Raw genomic sequence first — 20,551 nt, forward strand, 5'->3', positions numbered from 1 at the left:
GTCTGGAGCGCGCCGGCTGGGCGTCCGCGGCGGCCGAGACACGTGCCCTGGCCGCCCTGGTCGCGCTCGCGCGGGGCCGCCGGGAGCACGCGCGGCGCCTTCTCGCCCAGGCCCGCGAGGGCGGCACGGTGAGCACGAGAGTCGCCGTCCGGCACGCCACGGCGCTGCTGCGGATCGCCGACGGCGACCGGCGCGGCGCGACCGCCGCGGTCCGCGCGGGCCTGCGGGCGGTGGACGAGCACGCCGCCGCCCTCGGCGCGGCCGAACTGCGCGGACGCGCCGCCGGCTGGTCCGCCGAGCTGGCCGCGCTCGGCGTACGACTCGCTCGTGGGCCGCGGGAGCTGCTGCTCGCCGCCGAACGCGGCCGGGCCATCGCCGACCGGCCGCCCGCCGTACGTCCGCCGCGCGACCGGCGGCTGGCCGGGCTCCTGGCCGAGCTGCGCCGGGTCAGCGCCGAGGTGCCGCACCGGCCCGCGCTGCTCTCCGCGCAGGCGCGGCTGGAGGACGCCGTCCGCGCCCGTACCCGGCGGCTGACCTCCACCCGGCCGGCGGTCCGCGGCTGGAAGTGGCTCGTGCCCGCGCTGCGGGAGACCCTCGGCGACCGGGTGTTCGCCGAACTGATCCGCGACGGCGACGACCTGCTCGCGGTGACCGTGGCGGACGGCCGCTGCCGCCGCGTGGCGCTCGGCCCGTACGCCGGTGCCGAGCACGACGTACGGCTGCTGCGCTTCGCGGTGTCGCGCCTCGCGCGGGAGGCGGACGGTGAGGCGGCGGAGCGCGGCCTGGCGGCAGCGGCGGGGCGGCTGGACGCGCGGCTGCTCGGCCCGCTACGGCTCGGCGACCGGCCGCTGGTGCTGGCTCCCACCGGGGCGCTGCACGGCCTGCCGTGGGCGGCGCTGCCGTCGCTGGCGGGACGGGCGGTGACCGTCACGCCGTCGGCCGCGGGCTGGCTGCGGGCGCTGGGGGCGCCCGCGTCGTCCGGGCACGTGACGCTCGTCGCCGGGCCGGACCTCGGGCATGCCGCCCGCGAGGTGGCCGCGGTGCGCGAGCGGTACCCCGGCGCGGTGGTGCTGGAGGGCGCCGCCGCGACGGCGGGCGCGGTCCGTACGGCCCTGGACGGGGCCGCGATCGCCCATCTCGCCGTGCACGGTGAGTTCCGGGCCGGCAACGCCTTGTTCTCCGGCCTCCGCCTCGCGGACGGCCCGCTGGTCGCCTACGACCTCGACCACCTGCGCCGGCCGCCACGGCTGATGATCCTGTCCGCGTGCGACGCGGGGCGGGCCGACGTCCGCGCGGGCGAGGCGGTCATCGGCATGGTCGGCTGCGCCCTGGCTTACGGCGCCGCCACCGTGATCGCCGGCGTCACCCCGGTCGGCGACGCCGCCGCCCGGGAACTCATGGTCGGCCTGCACACGCGCCTGGCGGCGGGCACGCCCCCGGCGGAGGCCCTCGCCGGCGCACCCCGGCCGCGGGCCGCCCTCGGGTTCGTCTGCTTCGGCGCGGGCCGGTGAGCCGCGGGCCGGTACGACGCGAGCCGCGGGAACACGGGCCGGTGAGATACGGGCTGGTGAGGCATGGCGGCGGGACCGCCCGGTAGCGTACGGGCGTGACCGAGCGGATCTTCACCCTCAGTGAGGCGCGCGCGCTGCTTCCCGAGGTGCGCGCGCGGGTCGACGCGATCGTGGCGGCACGCGCCGACCTCGCCGAGCTGTCGTACGCGCTGCGGTCGGGTCAGGCCTCGCGTCTCGGCGGCAAGCCGGAGCAGAAGGGGTACGAGGCGCGCATCGACGAGGCCGTGGGATGGTTCACCATCCAGGGCATCGAGGTGAAGAGCCTGGCCCCCGTGCTCATCGACTTCCCCGCGTACCACGCGGGCCGGTCGGTGCGCCTGTGCCTCCTGGAGGGCGAGCGGGAGCTGACCTGGTACCACCGGACCGAACTCGGCTTCGCCGGCCGCCGCCGTCTGCCGGGCGCCTGACCGGCCTACGACCTGTCGCCGGCGCCCGTCGGCGAGGCGGGCTTCCGGGGGTGCTCAGGCGAAGTAGTGGTCCTCCTTGAGATCGGCGATCAGCCCCGGGCGGGTCGGCTGCCACCCGAGCAGATCACGGGTGATCCGCGCCGAGGCGGGGCCGTCGAATCCCCAGAAGCGACTGAGCCAGCCGACGTACTCTCCGGCCTGTTCGGGGGTGACGGAGACGGCGGGGATGCCGAGACGCGCGGCGAAGATCTCGGCGACCTCGCGGATCGGGACGCCCTCGTCGCCGACCGCGTGCAGCACCGAGCCGGCCGGCGCGGACTCGAGCGCCAGGCGGAACAGGCGCGCGGCGTCGTCGCGGTGGACCGCCGGCCAGCGGTTGGTTCCGTCGCCGACGTAGGCCGCGGCGCCCTTCTCGCGCGCGAAGCCGATCGCGGTCGGGATGAACCCGTTGTCGCCGTCGCCGTGAGTGGCCGGTGGTATCCGCACGACCGAGGAGCGGACTCCGCGGTCGGCGAGCGCGAGAGTGTGGTGGGCGTTGGCGATCCGCCCGTTCGCGCCGCTGACCCGGATGTCACGGTCGCCCGTGCCGGCGGCCAGGCCGTCGCGTTCGGTGGCGACGACGCCGGGCGGGAGCCCGAGCACGCCGAGGATGCCCGAGGCGATGACGAACGGCTTGCCGGAGCCGGCGAGGGCCTCGCCGAAGGCCTCGATCGCCGCGCGGTCGGCGGCGGTGGCCCCGGCGTAGTCGCCGGCGAAGGCGATGTCGTGCTTGAACGCGAGGTGGACGACGCCGTCGGACGAGGCGGCGGCGTCGCGCAGGGTGTCGAGGTCGTCGAGCGAGCCCGGGCGGACCTCGGCGCCCGCGGCCCGCAGGGTCTGGGCCGCGGCGTCGGAGCGGGCCAGTCCGGTGACCTTGTGGCCGGCGGCGGTGAGCTCGGGGACGAGCCCGCGGCCGATCCAGCCCGACGCTCCGGTGACGAGAACTCTCATGGAAGACCTCCAGGACGTGGGTGCCCGCCGAGCGGTCCGCGGCGCGCACCCCTTGATGTCAGCCACTATTCTTTGTACGGTCGTACTAGAAATGTCAAGCTGAGATGAACACCTGGAGGCAGCGATGGCGGGGCGGCCGGTCGACCATCAGCGGCGGGCCGAACTGCTCGACGCGGTGGTCGACTACACGGTCGAGCACGGCTTCTCCGACCTGTCGTGGCGGCCGGTCGCCGCCGCCCTCGGGGTTTCGCCCACGACGCTGGTGCATCGCTTCGGCACCAAGGAGCAGATGCTCGTGGCGATCCTCGGGCGCTTGCGGGAACGCATCTTCGCGGCCACGAACGACGCGATCGGCGAAAAGCCCGACCTGGCGACGGCGGCGCGCGCGGTCTGGACCCGGACCTCCGACCCGCGACGGGGGGCGGAGTTCAGGCTGTTCTTCGCCGTCTACGGGCGCGCTCTGCAGGCACCGGAGCAGTTCGCGGGATTCCTCGATCGGGTCGTCGCCGACTGGATGAACGCCCTACGCGAGGCGCAGGGGCCCGGCACCGACCCGGCGACCGCGACGCGCACGGCCACGCTGGTGATCGCGACCATCCGCGGGCTGCTGCTCGACCTGCTCGCCACCGGCGACCGCGACCGGGTCCAGGACGCGGCCGAGAGCTTCCTCACCACGCTCGAACACCAAGACACGGGCCAACGCCGCTGAGCCGCCGGACGCGCGCGGCGGTGACCCATCGGGCGGCCGAGCCGGTGGACGGTGGGACCGGCCGGAGGGCGAACCCCGGACCGGCCCCACGACCACCCGGAAGCCGCCGGAATGGCCGCCGTCCCACCGCGCGGCGGACGGGGATGGTGAGAGACGGGCCCTAGTCGCTCGTTTCGACCGGGCGGGCGGGGTCGGTGATCCAGTCGGACCATGAGCCGGCGTACAGGGCGGCCGGCACCCCGGCGATGGTCAGGGCCAGGATCTCGTGGGCGGCGGTCACGCCGGAGCCGCAGTACGCGCCCACCTCGGCCGCGTCGGTCGCGCCGAGGCCGGCGAAGCGTTCGCGGAGCAGGCCGGCCGGCAGGAAGCGGCCGTCGACTCCCACGTTGCCGTGCGTCGGCGCGTTGACCGCGCCCGGGATGTGGCCCGCGACCGGGTCGACCGGCTCGATCTCGCCGCGGTAGCGCTCCGGCGCGCGGGCGTCGAGCAGCACGCCGTCCTTGGCCACGGCCAGCGCGCCGTCCGCGTCGAGGAGCGGCAGGTGTCCCGGCGCGGCGGTGAAGTCGCCCTCCCGCACCGTGGGCACCTCGGTCGTGACGGGCCGCCCGGCGTCCACCCAGGCGTGGTAGCCGCCGTCGAGGACGCGCACCCGGTCGTGCCCGAAATAGCGCAGCGTCCACCAGGCGCGGGCCGCGGCGGTGGCGTCGGCGTCGTCGTAGACGACGACGAGGTCGCCCTGGCGTACGCCGGCGCGCCGCATCGCCTCCTGGAAGGCCGACGCGTCGGGGAGCGGATGGCGGCCTCCGGCGCCGGGCGGCGCCGCGAGATCGTGGTCGAGGTCGATGAAGACCGCGCCGGGCAGGTGACCACGCCGGTACGCCTCGATGCCGGGCGGACCGCCGAGACGCCAGCGGACATCGAGGAGGGCCACGCCTCCTCGGGTCCGGACAAGTGACGGAACGTCGATGAGAGGGTGCACACCGCCAGTCTGACCGGTGACCGCACCGTCCGCGAGCGTCGGCTCCTCGTTCATGATTCCCCCGTGAAAGTGAGCAGAGGCACGAGCTGTTCGGCCGGCACGAGAGAGCCGTGCATGCCGACCAGCGAGGACTCCAGCGGCTCGGCCTGAGTGGCGACGATCGCCAGGTCGGCGTACGGCACGGCGACCACGTCGCCGACCCGGTCCGCCATAGTGGCCGAAACCGGCCCGAAAAGGCCGACCGTTATCGCCTCGTCCCGTGTCATCACCCACGCCTGCCCCGCGAACCGCTCCCGCCACACGGCGAGCACGTCGGGGGCCGCGCCCTCCCGCGTGTACAGGTGCCGGGCCCGCGGCTCGCCGCCCAGCAGCGCCACGCCCTCGCGCAGGGCGGGCTCGGCGTCGACGTCGACGCGTGCGGCCGGGTCGGTCATGCCGTGGTCGGCGGTGACGTAGAGGGCGGCGTCCGGTGGCATCACCTCGGCGAGGCGGCGGACGAGCAGGTCGACGAAGGACAGATGGTGCCGCCAGGCGGGCGAGCGCGAGCCGTGGAGGTGACCGGTGGCGTCCAGCTCGCTGTGGTAGACGGTGACGAAGGACCGCTCCCCCTGGCGTACGGCGTGCTCGGCGCCGGCGACGAGCGGGCCGAGCGCGTCCGCCGGCACGTAGCGGGCGCCGCGGTACACCGCGCGGGTCAGCCCGCTGTGCGCGAACGCCCGCGTCGAGACGTGCGCCGCCGCGACGCCCGCAGCGGCGGCCCGTTCGTACACGGTCGCCGACGGCTGCCAGGCGAGCGGGTCGACACCGTCGTCCCAGCGCAGGCAGTTGAGCAGGCGCCCCTCCCCCGGGATGGCCACCTGGTAGCCGAACAGGCCGTGGCCGCCCGGCGCCCGGCCGGTGCCGAAGGAGCCCAGGCTGGTCGCGGTGGTCGACGGGAAGCCGGCGGTCAGCTCGTGCCCGGCGAGGGAGGACAGGAACGGCGCGGCGCCGGCGTGGGCGCGCAGCAGCTCCCACCCCATGCCGTCGACGAGCAGCACGCAGGCGCGCGGCAGCGCGGGCAGGCCCAGGACGTTCACGTGCCCCGGGACGCCCAGCGCGGCCAGCACGGACGGCGTGAGGTCGGCCAGAGATCGACGGCCGTACGCGGGAACGGGAAGGCTCATCGCTCGCGCTGCGCGATGACCTCCGAGAGCGCCTGGGCGAAGGCCAGGGCCTGCTCGACCGCGTCGGCGCCGTCGGCCGCCTCGCTGACCCGCAGCGAAAGGTCGTCGGCGGTCAGAGTGCCGGTGTAGCCGTGGTCGGCCTCGCAGGACTCGTCACCGCAGGAGGCGGGCTCCAGATCGACGTGAGAGATCACTCCCCAGCCGATGGTGACCATCACCTCGGTCGGCGGGACACCGGGAACGTAGGAGGCGGGTTCGGGCACGACGCGCGTCACCGCCACGGACTGGACCCGGCCGAGGCGGACCGCCTCCGTCGTGGTCGAGGCGTGCGGATGCGGCATCGCCTCGGTGGGCGGATGCTCGTCGGTGTGACAGACGAGCAGGCGGGTGGGCGACAGGACGAGCACGGTGACATGCCGGCGTACCTCCATCGCCGGATCGAACGTCGCCTCGTGGTGGACGACATACGCGATCACGGACTCGGTGCCCAGAACCGACTCGACGGCGTCCGCGACGAGCGCGGGGTAGTAGCCGCTCCGCTCGATCGCCGTGCGCAGCCCGTGAGCCATCGCTCGGGTTTCCCTCATGACCCCATCCTGCACTGCCCGGGCGTCACACGCACACGTGCGGGTACAGAAGCGGCATGACTGGTACAGCGGCCTCCCCCACTCCGCCGATGCCCGAGCCCCCGATGCCCCCGCCGGAACCCCCGACACCGCCGCCGGAGCCGCCGCCGGGACCTGTGCCGCCGGCCCCCGGACCGCCCCAGCCGGTCCCCGAGCCGACCCCGAGCCCGATCCCGCCGGTCCCCGAGCCCGTGCCGCCGCCGCAGCCCGAGGAGACACCCCTCTAGGGCCCCAGGTTCCTGAGCCGGCGGGCGTCCTCGGCGGGCCGCCCGTGCGGTCCGGCCAGGCGCAGGCGGGCGCCGCGTACGACCGCGCCCCCCGGGCCGGCCAGCACCGGTTCGAGGTCCAGCCGGGCGACCTCGGGCAGGTCGTCGGCGAGGCGCGACGCCCGGAGCAGCAGGTCCTCCAGCGCTCCGGTGTCGACCGGCTCGGCGCCCCGGTGGCCCAGCAGCAGCGGGGCGGTGCGCACGGCGCGCACCATCTCGGCCGCCTCGACGTCGGTCAGCGGCGCCAGCCGGTACGCCCGGTCCTCCAGGAGCTCGGCGGTCACGTCGTCCAGCCCGAACGACACGATCGCGCCGAACGAGGGGTCCTCGGACGTGCTGATCCGCGTCGCGATGCCGTGCCCGTCCTCCCGGACCGTGATGCCGTAGCAGGCCAGCAGCGCGGCGGTCTCCTCCGGTGAGGGCGTCTCCTGCCCGGCGAGTTCGCCGACGAGCGCGCGGGCCCGGTCCCGGTCCACCCCCGGCAGGTCCGGGATCCGCCCGTGCGGCCGGCGGCGCCAGCCCGCGTACCGGACGGCGTACGCCAGGGCGCGCACCGCGCTCTCCGGCGCCGGGTACGACGGGACGGACCCGTGCAGCAGGCCGCGTTCGCCCAGGTAAGCCGCGATGACGGGCGTGTCCGCGCCGTCGGCGGCGGCGACGATCGCGGCGGCGACGTCGGCGGTCCTGGTGCCGTGGACGGCCGGGGCGAACACGGTGACGACGGCGTCGATCCCCTCGTCGGCGAAGGCCTCCTCCAGCGCGGCGGTGAAGTCGCCGGGCCCCGCCTCGGGCCCGAGGTCGACCGGCCGCCGCGGGCGCAGGCCCGCGACGGTGGCCGCGTCCTGGACGAGGAGCCCGATCGAGTCGGAGTTGCCGACGATCGCGACCCGGTCGCCGCGCGGCAGGGGCTGGTACGCGAGGAGCTGCGCGACGTCGAACAGCTCCCCGAGCGAGTCCACCCGCACCAGCCCCGCCTGCGCGAACAGGGCGCTGACGGCGTGGTCGGGCAGGCTGAGGGCCTGAGCCGCGTGGCCCAGCGGCACGCCCTGGGTCGTCCGTCCGCTCTTGACCGCGACGATCGGCTTCCGCAGGCTGATCCGGCGGGCCAGCCGCGTGAACTTGCGCGGGTTGCCGATCGACTCCAGGTAGAGCAGGACGACCGCGGTGTCCGGATCCTCCTCCCAGTACTGCATCAGGTCGTTGCCCGAGACGTCGGCGCGGTTGCCCGCGGACACGAACGTCGACAGCCCGAGATCGCGCTCGGCGGCCCACTTCAGGATCGTGATGCCGAGGGCGCCGGACTGGGAGAAGAACCCGATGGGCCCGTGGCGCGGCAGCGTCGGCGCGAGGGTGGCGTTCAGTCCGTTGGCGTTGTTGGCGATGCCCAGGCAGTTCGGCCCGACCACGCGCATGCCGCCCGCCCGTGCCAGGCGTACGAGCTCGTTCTGCCGCTCGCGGCCCTCCGGGCCGGTCTCGCCGAACCCGGAGGACAGGACGACGAGGCCGTGCACGTCCTTGGCCGCGCACTGCGCGACCACGTCGCCCACCACCTCGGCGGGCACCGCCACGACGGCGAGGTCCACCTCACCGGGCACGTCGCCGATGGTCTTGTAGGCCCGGACGCTGGAGACGGCGGTGGCGCTGGGGTGCACGGGGTAGACGGGCCCGGCGAAACCGCCCGCGAGCAGGTTGCGCAGCACGCTCTGGCCCACGCTGTGCTCCTCGCGGCTGGCGCCGATCACCGCGACCGAGCGCGGCGACAGCAGCCGGCCGATCGAGCGGGACTCGGCCCGGTGCTCGCGGGCCGCCATGACCTCCCGGGAGGTCTCGGTGGGCTCCAGGTCGAGGGTGAGGGTCAGGACGCCTTCCTCGTACCGCTGCTCGGCCTTGTAGCCCGCATCGCGGAAGACCTTGCTCATGCGGCGGTTCTCGGGCAGGACGTCGGCGATGAAGCGGGTGATGCCGCGTTCGCGCGCCGCGGCGGCGATGTGCTCCAGGAGCACGCTGGCCACCCCGCGGCCCTGGTGGGCGTCCTCGACGAGGAACGCCACCTCGGCGGTGTCCGCTCCGGAGCGCAGGCGGTCGTAGCGGACGACGGCCACCATCGCGCCCCCGATGGTCGCGATGAGCGCCACCCGGTCGTCGTAGTCGACCGTGGTGAAGTGCTCGACCTCCCGGTCGGTCAGCCGCGGGCGCGGGGAGAAGAACCGGTAGTAGATAGACTCCGGAGAGAGCCTGGCATAGAACTCGCGTAGCAGTCCGGCGTCATCCGCCCGGATGGGGCGAAGATGCGCTGTTCCCCCATCGGCGAGGACGACGTCGGCCTCCCATTGGTCGGGATACGGCACAGGTCGAGAGTAATGCGAGATGCTGAAATCGCGTCTCGTTCGATACCCATCCGGGTACCCGGAGCTGTTAGGTTTTTGCTCCGGGTCGCAGCTCCCGCTCGCCCACAAGGGCGGCGACCGCAGAACAGGGTGGTGACGTCATGACGCGCGTGGTCGTGGTCGGTGATCTTATGACCGATGCCGTCGCGCGGGCAGCATACCCGCTGGCGAAAGGCGGCGACACGCCCGCCAAGGTGACGATGCACGGCGGCGGTTCCGGCGCCAACGTCGCGTCCTGGCTCGCCGTCGAGGGCGTCGAGGCCGCCTTCGTCGGGCGCCGCGGCGCCGACATCACGGGCCGCAACCGTGACATGGAACTCATGGGCTACGGCGTCGACGCCCGGCTCGTCATGGACCCCGAACGCGCCACCGGCACCTGTGTGGTCATGGTCACCCACAAGGGCGACCGCACCATGCTGTCGGACCCGGGGGCCAACGCCGCGCTCCTGCCCGAGGACATCCCGCAGGATCTGTTCGCCCCCGGCGCGCACCTGCACGTGTCCGGATACTCCCTGCTCAACGAGGGGTCCCGGCAGGCGGCGCTGCACGCCATGAAGCTCGCGCAGAGCGCCCAGATGTCGATCACCGTCGACGGCGGCGCCAACTCCCTGCTCAAGCGGGCCGGCGCCGAGCCGTTCCTCGACTGGTCCCAGGGCGCCCGGCTGCTGATCGTCAACGCCGCCCAGGCCGAGGCCCTGACCGGCCGGGACAACCCCGAACAGGCCGCCAAGGTCCTGACCGCGTGGTACTCCCAGGTCGTGGTGAAGCTCGCCGAGGACGGCGCGCTCTGGTACACCAACGGCCGCGCCGAGCCCGTGCGCGTCCCGGCGGAGCCGGTCGAGGAGGTCATCGACGGCACCGGCGGCGGCGACGCGTTCACGGCGGGCTTCCTGCCGGCGTGGCTCGACGGCAAGCCCCCGGCCGAGGCCCTGGCCGCGGGGTGCCACCTCGCCGCCCGCGCGATCGGCCACCTGGGCGCCCGCCCGATCCTCTGACTCCCGATCCGGCGTTCCCGCACGGACCCGGCGGCCGGTAAGGCTCAGTCGCGAGGACCGTCCGGCGGTGAGGGCACGAAGTCGTACGGTGCCAGCGGACCCAGGACGCGGAGTTTGATCCGGCCCGCCCAGCGGTAGCCGAGTTCGTCCACGGCCTTGCGGAAGCTCGCCTGGTCGTCCGCGGAGACGAGGAAGGCCGCGTCCGCGGCGGTGTCCTCGTCGACCGGGGGGCGCGGGGCGACGGAGACGGCGTGAGACGACAGCGTCTGCACGAGTTCTTCGGTGTCGACCTCGCGCTTGGCGTCGAGAGCGTGGATGATCAGCTCGCCGAGATGGACGCGGTCGTAGTACGCGGCGGCCTCCGGGAGCCCGCGCAGGCTCTCCCTCAGCCGCATGAGCTCCGGCTCCTCGGCGAGGACCTCGCGCAGCACCGTGTCCTGGACGTAGGTGGCCGACACGCTGAACTCCGCCCGGCCCTCCAGGTCGGCGAGGACGCCGGTGAACCAGTCGTAGTACGGCTCGAGCATCTCCTCCACCACGCCCGCGGCCGTGGTCACCACGGCGCTGAACCGCAGCGGCAGCATGGTGGTGTGCCCCGCCAGCGACGCGACGACGTTCTCGTGCGCGAGGAGGTCCTCGCGGGTGCCCAGCGCCCCGGTGGGCGGGATCTCGCTGATCACACCGGCGAGGTCGCCGTGCCGGACCAGGCGGACCCGGCAACCGCCGGCGCCGAGCAGGCCTTCGGGGACACGCGTGGACGCCGGCACGATGCCGTACACGTAGCAGACCCGCGTCTCCGGATCCTCCGCCTCGGCGTCCCGCGGTATGGCCACGACGCGCCCTCCCTCCGGGGCGGCGAAGTGCGGGACGCCGGTCTCGTCGTACCCGCCGTCGGAGGGCTGGCCGTCCTCCGTACGGGCGGACGGAACGCCGGCCGGTCCGGCGATGCCGGGCACGGGCGGACCGGTGTGCACGGGAACACGGGTGGCCGGGACACAGAAGGCACCGAACACCGGTACGGTCGCCGACGCCGGACCCGACGCCGCGACGGCGGGCCGCGTCTTCCGAGTCAGCCCGAACAGCCAGGCCCCGCGGGCCGCTCCGTTGGTGTTCATACCCTTCCCCCGACGACCAGTGCCCGACGAAACCGGACACCGCTGGCCACAAACCGCAAAACCCACTTTACCTGGGAAGATAGCGGCGAAAAGGATTGTTTCGGATTCGCGAATCGCGCCGGGCCACCGCCGTCCAACCCCTACCGGCCACCGCCGCCCACCTCCCGTCGCGACCGCGCCCAGGCTCGGCGTGCCGGTCGTGTCAGGGTCAGGACGTCACCGCGAGTGCGAGCGGCAGGACCGCCGGGGCGCCGGCCTCCCGCAGCAGCTTCGCCGCGACGGTCACCGTCCAGCCGGTGTCGACCTGGTCGTCCACCAGCAGCACCGGGCCGGTGAGGTCGCCGAGACCCTCCGGGACGGCCATGGCGTTCCAGAGCGTGCGGACCCGCTGGGCGCTGTTGTGCCGGCGAGGCCCCGGGCCGCCGGCGGTGTAGGCGATCTCGCCGAGATAGGGCAGCCGGCCGATCGTGGCGACGCGCCGCGCCAGGTCGGCGATCATGCGGGGGCGGGTCGCGGACGCCATGGCGACCACCGCGGCCGGGCGTTGCTCCCAGTCCCACGCGGACAGCACCGAGACGATCGCGGCGAAGATCTCGTCGGTCACCGGGGCGTCGGGCGCGCCCTCGGCCAGGACGCCGCGCAGCCGGTTGCCCCAGCCGAGGTCGGTGAGCCGTCCCAGCGCGCGGCCGGGCTCGGCCTGCAGGCCCGGCGGGATCCGGCCCGCGATGCCCTCGGCCTTCATTCCCGTCGGCCACATACGGCGCGGTGTCACCTCGACGCCCGGGCGGCTCAGCCGGTCGCGGGCGGACGCGGCGCCGGCGTCGGAGACCTCGGCGGAACGGTGGTGGCCGGTGCAGTTGTCGCAGCGCCCGCACGGGGCGGCCTCGGGATCGTCCAGTTCGCGGCGGAGGAACTCCATGCGGCAGTCGCCGGTCGCCTCGTAGTCGAGCATGGCGCGCTGCTCGCGGGAGCGCTCGGCCGCGACGCGCTCGTAGCGCTCGCGGTCGTAGGCCCACGGCTCGCCGGTCGCGGTCCAGCCGCCGCGCACCCGGCGTACGGCGCCGTCGACGTCGAGGACCTTGAGCATCATCTCCAGGCGGCTGCGCCCCAGGTCGACGCGGGTCTCCAGGGCGGCCGTGGACAGTGTGCCCTCCTCCTCCAGCACGCGCAGCGCCAGGCGTACGACCTGCTCGGAGGGGAAGGCCAGGCCGGCGAAGTACGCCCAGATCTCGCGATCTTCGGCGCCCGGCAGGAGGATCACCTCGGCCCGCTCGACGCCGCGGCCGGCGCGGCCGATCTGCTGGTAGTAGGCGACCGGCGACTGCGGCGCGCCCACGTGCACGATGAAGCCGAGGTCGGGCTTGTCGAAGCCCATGCCCAGGGCGCTGGTCGCGACGAGTGCCTTGACCTTGTTGTCGAGGAGGTCCTGCTCGGCCTGGAGGCGCTCGGCCTGCTCGGTCTGGCCGGTGTAGGCGACGACGGCGTATCCGCGGTCACGCAGGAACGCGGCGATCTCCTGCGCCGCCGCGACGGTGAGCGTGTAGACGATGCCGGATCCGGGCAGCTCGGCGAGCCGCTCCGCGAGCCAGGCCAGCCGGTGCTCGGCGCCCGGCAGGCGTACGACGGACAGGCGCAGGCTCTCCCGGTCGAGCGGCCCGCGCAGGACGAGCGTCTCGTCTCCGGCGCTGAGCTGGTCGGCGACGTCGCGGGTCACCCGCGCGTTGGCGGTCGCGGTGGTGGCCAGCACGGGGATGCCGGGCGGCAGGTCGGCGAAGAGCGTGCGGAGCCGGCGGTAGTCGGGCCGGAAGTCGTGGCCCCAGTCGGAGATGCAGTGCGCCTCGTCGACGACCACCAGGCCCGCGCCGGCCGCGAGCTTGGGCAGGACCTGGTCGCGGAAGTCGGGGTTGTTGAGGCGCTCGGGGCTGACGAGCAGCAGGTCGACGGCGCCGTCCTGGACGTCGGCGAAGACCCGCTCCCAGTCGTCGGTGTTGGAGGAGTTGATCGTGGCGGCGTGGATGCCGGCCCGCTCGGCGGCGGCGATCTGGTTGCGCATGAGGGCGAGCAGCGGGCTGACGATCACCGTCGGGCCGGCACCGCGCTCCCGCAGCAGGGCGGTGGCGATGAAGTAGACCGCGGACTTGCCCCACCCGGTGCGCTGGACGACGAGGGCGCGCCGCCGCTCGACGACCAGGGCGCGGATCGCGGTCCACTGGTCCTCACGGAGCCGGGCGTGCTCCCCGGCGAGCTCGCGCAGGCGCGCCTCGGCGCGCTCCCTCAACCCGATGTCGTCGACCATGGGTTCCTTGGTATCAGCACCCACCGTCGGTTGTGACGCCGCTCGGGAGATCGCGGCTCAGCGGCTCGCGGCGAGCTCGGGCTGGATGACGGCGTCGAGCAGGCCCGGGAACCGGGCGTCGAGGTCGTCGCGGCGGAGCGTGAGGAGGCGCCGGGCGCCCTGGACCCGGGAGTGCGTGATGCCCGCCTCGCGCAGGATGCGCAGGTGGTGGGACATCGTGGACTTGCTGACCTCGAGCCCGGCGTCGTGCTGGATCTGCCCGCAGGAGGACTCGCCGACGCGGGCCAGCGTGCGCACGGTCGCCAGGCGCGCGGGATCGGCCAGCGCCGCCAGCACCTTGGGCATGCTCAGCTCCTCCGCCGGAGGGTGGATCACCTCTTCGCTCACGGGGCCTCCTTCGTCGGCGCCGCGAGCGAAACGCTGCTGCGCTTGCCCGTTCGTTCGTTCCGCTCACTCACCTGTCAAGCATAAATCAGATTTGCCAGGAGTTCGACTCTCGTCGTACTGTTCGACAGTCTTCAAACACTTCGACGATCATCGAACTTCGGGAGCGACGTGTCTTCATCCCTCTCCACTCCTGATCCACGCCGTTGGATGATGCTGCCGGTCATCCTGTCGGCGACGTTCATGGCGATGTTCGACTTCTTCGTCGTCAACGTCGCCGCCCCGTCCCTCGAACAGGATCTGAACGCCGGCCAGGCCGCGCTGGAACTCGTCGTCGGCGGCTACGCCTTCACGTACGCCGGCGGCATGGTGACCGGCGGACGGCTGGGCGATCTGTTCGGCTACCGGCGGCTGTTCCTGACCGGCATGGCGGCCTTCACCGTCGCCTCGCTGCTGTGCGGCCTGGCCCGGTCGCCGGGCGAGCTCGTCGCCGCGCGGCTGCTCCAGGGGCTCACCGGGGCGGCCATGGTGCCGCAGGTGCTCGCTTTGATCACCGCGACGTTCCCGGCGGGCGAGCGGGCGCGGGCGATGTCGTGGTTCGGCGTGACGACCGGGGTCGGCTCGATCGCCGGGCAGGTGCTCGGCGGCCTCCTCCTCGAAGCGAACGTCCTGGGCCTGGGCTGGCGGGTCATCTTCCTGGTCAACGTGCCGGTGGGCGTGGTCGCGCTGGCGTTCGCGCTGCGGCTGCTGCCGCACCACCGGGCCTCGCGGCGGCCCCGGCTCGATCCGCTCGGTGCGCTCGGCGTCTCGGCCGGGCTCGCCCTCCTGCTCGTGCCGCTCATCCTCGGCCGCGAGGAGGGCTGGCCGGCCTGGACCTGGCTGTCCATGGCGGTGTCCATGCCGCTCCTGGCCGCCACTCTGGCCTGGGAGCTGCGGCTCACCCGCCGGGGCGGTGAGCCGCTGCTCGACCTGACGCTCTTCCGCAACCGCGCCTTCGCGGCCGGCCTGCCGGTGAACGTGGCCTTCATGTCCTTCTTCGCGAGCTTCATGTTCGTGCTCACGCTGCTGCTGCAGGGCGGGCTGGGCCTGTCGCCGCTGGAGGCCGGCCTGACGTTCATGCCGATGGGCGTGCTGTTCTCGGTGACCTCGCTCCTGGGCCGTTCCCTGGCCGCCAGGTACGGCCTGCGGGTGATGACCGTGGGCGGCTCGATCACCGCGCTGGGCATCCTGGTGTTGATCGTCGAACTCCAGGCGCTGGGCGGAGCGATCACCCCGGCGTGGCTGCTCGCGCCGATGGCTCTGGTCGGCCTGGGCAACGGGCTGATGCTGCCCACGCTCATCGGGGCGGTGCTGGCCGGCATCGACCCGCGGCACGGCGGTGCGGCGGCGGGCGTACTGACGACGACACAGCAGTTCGCGAGCGCGGCGGGGGTCGCGGTGCTGGGCGCGGTGTTCTTCGGCGGCCTGGGGGACCACCCCTCGCGGGAGGACTTCGCCGCGGCGGCGGAGGCGGTCGCGTTCCTGGCCCTGGCCCTGGTGCTGACCGCGACCGCCCTGATCCTGCTCCTCCCCCGCCCGGCGGCACGCCCGGCACCGGCGGTGGAGCCGGAACCCTCCCTGGAGGCCGCCTGAGCCCGGTCCTCAGGCGGCCGGTGCGCCTACTCCGCCTGAGGAACGTTCTGCAGGATCTCCAGGGATGGTGAGGTCACGTCGCCGTGGCCGGACAGCCGCAGCGTCAGCTCGGTCTCGGCGAGCAGGCACCGCAGCACGTGCCGTACGCCCGCCTCGCCCGCCAGCGCCAGCCCGTACGCGTACGGGCGGGCCACCAGCACCGCCCGGGCGCCCAGCGCGAGGGCCTTGACCACGTCCGCGCCCGAGCGGATGCCACTGTCGAACAGCACGTCGATCTGGTCGCCGACGGCGTGGGTGATGGGCGGCAGCGCGTCCAGGGCGGCGATCGCGCCGTCGACCTGGCGTCCGCCGTGGTTGGACACGACGATGCCGTCCATGCCCGCGTCGACCGCGCGGCGGGCGTCTTCGGTGTCCTGGATGCCCTTGAGCGCGATCGGGCCGTCCCAGTGCTCCCGCAGGAACGCGAGATCGTCCCAGGTCAGCGACGGGTTACCGAACAGCGAGACCCAGTGCAGGATCGGATCGTCGCCCGCTCTGGCGGAGAAGACCGGGTCGGCGAAGTAGTTCTGGTTGCCCAGGCCGCGCAGGAACGGCAGGTAGGCGTTGTCGAGGTCATGGGGCCGCCAGGCGAGCATGAAGGTGTCCAGCGTGACGACGAGCGCCGTGTAGCCGGCCGCCTTCGCCCTCTCGAGGAAGCTGATCGCCAGATCCCGGTCGTTCGGCCAGTACAGCTGGTACCACCGGGGCCCGGCCGCCTCCGCGACCTCCTCCAGCGTGTGCGAGGCGGCCGTGCTCAGCACCATGGTGACGCCCATCGCCCCGGCCGCCCGCGCGACCGCCAGCTCGCCGTCGGGGTGCAGCTGGCGCAGCACGCCGACGGGGCCGAGGAGCACCGGAGCGGGCAGCGTCTCGCCGAGCACCCGGGTCGTGAGGTCGCAGGTCGGGTGGCCGGCCAGCATCCGCGGCACCAGCCGGCGGCGCCGGAACGCCTCGCGGTTCTCCCGTGCCGTGTCGCCCGTTCCGGCCGCCCCCGCGACATAGTCGTACGCCTCGCGGGAGAGCTTCTCCCTGGCCAGGGGTTCGAGCCGGGTCAGGTCGGTCGGCAGGGAGGGGATGATGTCGGTGAGGCCGTTCAGATAGATCTCATTCTGGAAGTCGGCGTACATGCGGCACTCCCCAGCTCATAGACGAATCCGTCCGCCATCTTCCACCATGGGTCCGCGGCACGCCGACGTTCACGGCGCAACCTGTCGGGCCGACCCGTCACAATGACAGTTATGGCACGACGCGGCACGCAGACCCCTCCCCCGCCGGACTTCGAAGAGAACATCGTCGACGTCGATGTCTCAGAGGAGATGCGGGGCAGTTACCTCGAGTACGCCTACTCGGTCATCTACCAGCGGGCGCTCCCCGACGCGCGCGACGGGCTCAAGCCCGTGCAGCGCCGCATCCTCTACTCGATGAACGAGATGGGCCTGCGGCCCGACCGTGGCCACGTCAAGTGCGCCCGGGTCGTCGGCGAGGTGATGGGCAAGCTCCACCCCCACGGCGACTCGGCGATCTACGACGCGCTCGTGCGCCTGGCGCAGCCCTGGTCGATGCGCATGCGGCTCGTCGACGGGCACGGCAACTTCGGCTCGCTCGGCGGCGACGACTCGCCCGCCGCGATGCGGTACACCGAGGCCCGCATGTCCCGCGAGGCCGCCCTCATGGTGGCGAGCATCGACGAGGAGACCGTCGACTTCCGCCCCAACTACGACGGCCAGGAGCAGGAGCCGGAGGTGCTGCCCTCGGCGTTCCCGAACCTCCTGGTCAACGGCAGCTCCGGCATCGCGGTCGGCATGGCGACCAACATGGCGCCGCACAACCTCGGCGAGGTGATCGCCGCCGCGCGACACCTGATCGACAACCCCGAGGCGTCGCTCGATGACCTGATGCGGTTCGTGCCCGGCCCCGACCTGCCGACCGGCGGCAAGATCGTGGGCCTGGACGGCATTCGTGACGCGTACGAGACCGGCCGCGGGATCTTCCGCACCCGCGCCACCGCCCACATCGAGAACGTCACGCCGCGCCGCAAGGGCATCGTCGTCACCGAGCTCCCTTACGCCGTGGGCCCCGAGCGCGTGGTCTCCAAGATCAAGGACCTCGTCAACGCCAAGAAGATCTCGGGCATCTCCGACCTGAAGGACCTCACCGACCGGCAGCAGGGCCTCCGCCTGGTCATCGAGATCAAGAACGGCTTCCACCCCGAGGCGGTGCTGGAGGAGCTCTACCGGCTGACGCCGATGGAGGAGACGTTCGGCATCAACAACGTCGCCCTCGTCGACGGGCAGCCGCGCACGCTGGGCCTGCGCGACCTGCTCCAGGTGTACGTCGACCACCGCATCGACGTCGTACGCCGCCGCAGCCTGTTCCGCCGCAAGAAGCGCGAGGACCGCCTGCACCTCGTCGACGGTCTCGTCATCGCGCTGCTCAACATCGACGAGGTCATCCGGGTCATCCGCGAGAGCGAGGACTCGGCCGAGGCGAAGACGCGCCTGATGTCCGCGTTCGAGCTGTCGGAGATCCAGGCGCAGTACATCCTCGACACGCCGCTGCGCCGCCTGACCAAGTACGACCGGCTCGAGCTGGAGAACGAGAAGGAACGCCTCACCCGCGAGATCGCCGAGCTGACCGAGATCCTGGAGTCGGAGGCCAAGCTGCGGGCGCTGGTCTCCGGCGAGCTGGCCGAGATCGCCAAGACGTACGGCACGCCGCGCCGCACCGTCCTGCTGGAGTCCTCGGGCCAGACCAAGACGGCCGCGGTGCCGCTGGAGGTGGCCGACGACCCGTGCCGGGTGTTGCTGTCCTCGACCGGCCTGCTGGCCCGTACGACGTCGATGGAGCCGCTGCCCGGCGAGGGGGCGCGCGCACCCCACGACGTGGTCGTGTCGATCGTGAGCGCGACCGCGCGCGGCCAGGTCGGCGCCGTGACGAGCGCGGGCCGGATGATCCGGGTGGACGTCCTCGACCTGCCCGCGCTGCCCTCGTCGGCCGCCCCGCCGTCGCTGGCGGGCGGCGCGCCGATGAGCGAGTTCGTCACGCTGGAGAAGGACGAGACCGTGGTCGGCCTGGCATCGCTCGACTCGCCCGGGCTGACGCTCGGCACCGAGCAGGGCGTGGTGAAGCGAGTCGCCCCCGACTACCCGAAGAACGCCGACGAGTTCGAGGTGATCGGCCTCAAGGACGGCGACCGGGTCGTCCGCGCGCTGCAACTCGAATCCGAGGACCACGAGCTGGTGTTCATCACCAGTGACGCGCAGCTGCTGCGCTTCTCCGCGTCCAGCGTCCGCCCGCAGGGCCGTGGGGCGGGCGGCATGGCGGGCATCCGGCTGAGCTCGGGCGCCCGGGTCATCTGGTTCGGCGCCCTCGACGGCGACCTGGAGTCCCGCGTGGTCACGATCGCGGGCAGCTCCACCGCCCTGCCCGGCACCCAGACGGGCGCCATCAAGGTCGCCGACTACGCCGAGTACCCCGCCAAGGGCCGCGCCACCGGCGGCGTCCGCGCCCACCGTTTCCTCAAGGGGGAAGACGTCCTGATCCTCGCCTGGGCCGGCCCGACCCCGGCCAAGGCCTCGGGCATGACGGGCAAACCGCTGGACCTCCCGACCGAACTGGGCCGCCGCGACGGCTCGGGCGTGAAGCTCCCGTCCCCGATCACCGCGATCGGCGGCCCGGTCGGCACGTCCGGCGACGCGCCCGCCCAGGCGACGGAGCCGGCGGAGGAGACCGAGTAAGAGCCCGCGCGGACGGGGACGCAGTCCCTGTCCGCGCGGGCTCTGACCCGCGCGGTACGGGCGGGAAGCCTTCCCGCCCGGTGCGGGCCGCAAGCCTTCCCGCCCGGTGCGGGCCGCAAGCCCTCTCGCCCGGTGCGGGCCGCAAGCCCTCCCGCCCGCACCGGGCACGCCAAGACGGCTCCCCGCCGCCGTACGCCGAGTCATGCCTGTCGTGCGGAGCGATGAGGTTCGCCGGCGGGTCTGGGCGCACGACCGGACGGCTCCGTGCCCGCCGGCGTCTCGGCGTGGGCCGTGGTGCCTGAGCGGGTGGTGGCTCAGCGGTGCAGGGGCTGCTCGCCGTCGCGCTGGGCGGGGATCTTCGGAGGCTCGGCCATGGCCGCGATCGCTTCGAGGAGGTCGTCCGGGGTGCCGCTCGGTTCTTCGTAGTGCCAGAAGCGGACGATGCGCTCGGCGGGCAGCGGGAGGCGGAACTCCTTGTCGGCGAAGGTGCCGGCGGCGCAGAGACGGTCGATGACCGGCGCGTCTTCGGGAAGCTCGGCGGCGTACGCGGCGGCGTTGAGCAGCGCGACCGCGCTCCGCGCGTTGCGGCCCTCGTCGTGGTCGTCGGAACGGTTGAGACGCCACCAGGCGTAACGGCGGAGGCATTCAGCGATCATGAAGGTCTTTCGCACGCCGGTTCTCCTTGAGAAAGCATTCACATAGAGGCATAACGCACAGTAGTCGACTGATCACTTCTTGTCCTCTCCCGTCGCCCTGCGCCGCAAGGATCTACGCGCTCTTGCCCAGGCCCGTACGTATTCGCGGCTCACGGGCCCATACGTCCGCCGCCCGGGCGGCACGCCGACGCATTGTCAGTGGCGTGGTGCACCATCGACGGATCGGCACGGAACACGACCACTAGGAGATCAGGGTGTCCCCCACCAACCAGCGGATAGCCGGCCATTCCTTTCTGGAAGGGATGTACGACGACGACTACTTTCCCGATCACGTCGTCGACAAGGGCAAGGCGATCCTGCTGAGGCTGTGCGAGCGGATCGAGGCCGAACGCCCGGCGGATCTCGCGGCGCTGTACGCGCTCACGAACGCCGCCACGGAGGAGTTCAACGCGCTGGAGGCCGACTTCGAGGCCGCGGACAGCGAGCTCGAGACCGTCGCCCGCGAGCTGATCGGAGAAGAGTTCTGGTTCGTGGCATCGGCGTACGGCTTTCCGGAGGCGGACGCCGAGATGCTGATCGCCGCCCGGGAGTGGTGACGG

Annotated in this window: 17 protein-coding genes; 7 read left to right on the forward strand and 10 right to left on the reverse strand. The window is 73.4% G+C overall.

Going from position 1 to position 20,551, the window contains the following annotated elements; genetic code table 11:
• Both ABEA10_RS28560 and ABEA10_RS28565 read left to right on the forward strand, forming a co-directional pair.
• A partial coding sequence (locus ABEA10_RS28560; protein ID WP_345469103.1) for a CHAT domain-containing protein occupies positions 1-1,511 on the forward strand: 1,511 nt, incomplete at its 5' end.
• A gap of 95 nt (positions 1,512-1,606) precedes the next feature.
• Positions 1,607-1,978 carry a DUF2203 domain-containing protein gene (locus ABEA10_RS28565; RefSeq protein ID WP_345469105.1) on the forward strand — a complete coding sequence of 124 codons (372 nt, stop codon included), beginning with the start codon at positions 1,607-1,609 and terminating at the stop codon, positions 1,976-1,978.
• 54 nt (positions 1,979-2,032) lie between these two features.
• Here the strand turns inward: ABEA10_RS28565 and ABEA10_RS28570 are convergent, their stop codons facing one another.
• Complete coding sequence (locus tag ABEA10_RS28570) at positions 2,033-2,968, reverse strand: SDR family oxidoreductase (protein ID WP_345469106.1); 936 nt, start codon at positions 2,966-2,968, stop codon at positions 2,033-2,035.
• 124 nt (positions 2,969-3,092) lie between these two features.
• Between ABEA10_RS28570 and ABEA10_RS28575 the strand changes: the two genes are divergently transcribed.
• The gene (locus ABEA10_RS28575; RefSeq protein WP_345469107.1) at positions 3,093-3,677 is read left to right on the forward strand and encodes a TetR/AcrR family transcriptional regulator; all 585 of its coding nucleotides are present in this window, start codon (positions 3,093-3,095) and stop codon (positions 3,675-3,677) included.
• A 160-nt stretch (positions 3,678-3,837) separates the two neighbouring features.
• On the opposite strand, the gene ABEA10_RS28580 is transcribed toward ABEA10_RS28575, so the two are convergent.
• The 4 genes from ABEA10_RS28580 to ABEA10_RS28595 all read right to left on the reverse strand — a co-directional run bounded on the left by ABEA10_RS28580 (position 3,838) and on the right by ABEA10_RS28595 (position 9,059).
• On the reverse strand, positions 3,838-4,656 hold the full coding sequence (locus ABEA10_RS28580; RefSeq protein ID WP_425550976.1) for a sulfurtransferase: 819 nt from the start codon (positions 4,654-4,656) through the stop codon (positions 3,838-3,840).
• 50 nt (positions 4,657-4,706) lie between these two features.
• Positions 4,707-5,819: an alkaline phosphatase family protein gene (locus ABEA10_RS28585; protein ID WP_345469110.1), complete on the reverse strand. Its 1,113-nt coding sequence runs from the start codon at positions 5,817-5,819 to the stop codon at positions 4,707-4,709.
• Entirely contained in the window at positions 5,816-6,406 is a 591-nt protein-coding gene (locus ABEA10_RS28590; RefSeq protein ID WP_285580151.1) for a DUF5998 family protein, read from the reverse strand. The genes ABEA10_RS28585 and ABEA10_RS28590 overlap by 4 nt, the downstream gene beginning before the upstream one ends.
• A gap of 262 nt (positions 6,407-6,668) precedes the next feature.
• Positions 6,669-9,059: a bifunctional acetate--CoA ligase family protein/GNAT family N-acetyltransferase gene (locus tag ABEA10_RS28595; RefSeq protein WP_345469111.1), complete on the reverse strand. Its 2,391-nt coding sequence runs from the start codon at positions 9,057-9,059 to the stop codon at positions 6,669-6,671.
• Positions 9,060-9,199: 140 nt separating this feature from the next.
• Here ABEA10_RS28595 and ABEA10_RS28600 point away from each other — a divergent pair, with 140 nt between their 5' ends.
• A complete protein-coding gene (locus ABEA10_RS28600; RefSeq protein ID WP_329240665.1) occupies positions 9,200-10,093 on the forward strand; it encodes a carbohydrate kinase family protein in 894 nt (297 codons plus the stop codon).
• Positions 10,094-10,137: 44 nt separating this feature from the next.
• Here ABEA10_RS28600 and ABEA10_RS28605 read toward each other — a convergent pair whose 3' ends face one another.
• The 3 genes from ABEA10_RS28605 to ABEA10_RS28615 all read right to left on the reverse strand — a co-directional run bounded on the left by ABEA10_RS28605 (position 10,138) and on the right by ABEA10_RS28615 (position 13,891).
• Positions 10,138-11,208, reverse strand: coding sequence for a GvpL/GvpF family gas vesicle protein (locus ABEA10_RS28605; RefSeq protein WP_345469113.1), 1,071 nt, complete (start codon positions 11,206-11,208; stop codon positions 10,138-10,140).
• A gap of 208 nt (positions 11,209-11,416) precedes the next feature.
• Positions 11,417-13,504, reverse strand: a complete 2,088-nt coding sequence (locus tag ABEA10_RS28610; RefSeq protein ID WP_345469114.1) for a RecQ family ATP-dependent DNA helicase — start codon at positions 13,502-13,504, stop codon at positions 11,417-11,419.
• A 57-nt stretch (positions 13,505-13,561) separates the two neighbouring features.
• Positions 13,562-13,891 carry an ArsR/SmtB family transcription factor gene (locus ABEA10_RS28615; protein ID WP_345469116.1) on the reverse strand — a complete coding sequence of 110 codons (330 nt, stop codon included), beginning with the start codon at positions 13,889-13,891 and terminating at the stop codon, positions 13,562-13,564.
• Positions 13,892-14,098: 207 nt separating this feature from the next.
• Between ABEA10_RS28615 and ABEA10_RS28620 the strand changes: the two genes are divergently transcribed.
• Entirely contained in the window at positions 14,099-15,520 is a 1,422-nt protein-coding gene (locus ABEA10_RS28620) for an MFS transporter (protein WP_345469118.1), read from the forward strand.
• A 26-nt stretch (positions 15,521-15,546) separates the two neighbouring features.
• On the opposite strand, the gene ABEA10_RS28625 is transcribed toward ABEA10_RS28620, so the two are convergent.
• A complete protein-coding gene (locus ABEA10_RS28625; protein ID WP_345469120.1) occupies positions 15,547-16,686 on the reverse strand; it encodes a lactate 2-monooxygenase in 1,140 nt (379 codons plus the stop codon).
• 111 nt (positions 16,687-16,797) lie between these two features.
• Here ABEA10_RS28625 and ABEA10_RS28630 point away from each other — a divergent pair, with 111 nt between their 5' ends.
• A complete protein-coding gene (locus tag ABEA10_RS28630) occupies positions 16,798-19,296 on the forward strand; it encodes a DNA gyrase/topoisomerase IV subunit A (protein ID WP_345469121.1) in 2,499 nt (832 codons plus the stop codon).
• A 314-nt stretch (positions 19,297-19,610) separates the two neighbouring features.
• Here ABEA10_RS28630 and ABEA10_RS28635 read toward each other — a convergent pair whose 3' ends face one another.
• Positions 19,611-19,967: a hypothetical protein gene (locus tag ABEA10_RS28635; protein WP_345469122.1), complete on the reverse strand. Its 357-nt coding sequence runs from the start codon at positions 19,965-19,967 to the stop codon at positions 19,611-19,613.
• Between the two features lie 239 nt (positions 19,968-20,206).
• Here ABEA10_RS28635 and ABEA10_RS28640 point away from each other — a divergent pair, with 239 nt between their 5' ends.
• Positions 20,207-20,548 (forward strand): DUF5713 family protein, encoded by a 342-nt coding sequence (locus ABEA10_RS28640; protein ID WP_329240685.1) that lies wholly within the window; start codon positions 20,207-20,209, stop codon positions 20,546-20,548.
• Positions 20,549-20,551 lie beyond the last annotated feature (3 nt).

The sequence above is a fragment of the Actinoallomurus oryzae genome (genome assembly GCF_039541955.1).
Taxonomy (GTDB): domain Bacteria; phylum Actinomycetota; class Actinomycetes; order Streptosporangiales; family Streptosporangiaceae; genus Actinoallomurus; species Actinoallomurus oryzae.

Bases quoted from the DNA above. Each gene is read 5' to 3' on its own strand.
- ABEA10_RS28625 (WP_345469120.1), bottom strand. From the start codon at position 16,686: ATGTACGCCGACTTCCAGAATGAGATCTATCTGAACGGCCTCACCGAC.
- ABEA10_RS28630 (WP_345469121.1), top strand. From the start codon at position 16,798: ATGGCACGACGCGGCACGCAGACCCCTCCCCCGCCGGACTTCGAAGAG.
- ABEA10_RS28570 (WP_345469106.1), bottom strand. From the start codon at position 2,968: ATGAGAGTTCTCGTCACCGGAGCGTCGGGCTGGATCGGCCGCGGGCTC.
- ABEA10_RS28610 (WP_345469114.1), bottom strand. From the start codon at position 13,504: ATGGTCGACGACATCGGGTTGAGGGAGCGCGCCGAGGCGCGCCTGCGC.
- ABEA10_RS28575 (WP_345469107.1), top strand. From the start codon at position 3,093: ATGGCGGGGCGGCCGGTCGACCATCAGCGGCGGGCCGAACTGCTCGAC.
- ABEA10_RS28590 (WP_285580151.1), bottom strand. From the start codon at position 6,406: ATGAGGGAAACCCGAGCGATGGCTCACGGGCTGCGCACGGCGATCGAG.
- ABEA10_RS28620 (WP_345469118.1), top strand. From the start codon at position 14,099: ATGATGCTGCCGGTCATCCTGTCGGCGACGTTCATGGCGATGTTCGAC.
- ABEA10_RS28600 (WP_329240665.1), top strand. From the start codon at position 9,200: ATGACGCGCGTGGTCGTGGTCGGTGATCTTATGACCGATGCCGTCGCG.
- ABEA10_RS28585 (WP_345469110.1), bottom strand. From the start codon at position 5,819: ATGAGCCTTCCCGTTCCCGCGTACGGCCGTCGATCTCTGGCCGACCTC.
- ABEA10_RS28605 (WP_345469113.1), bottom strand. From the start codon at position 11,208: ATGAACACCAACGGAGCGGCCCGCGGGGCCTGGCTGTTCGGGCTGACT.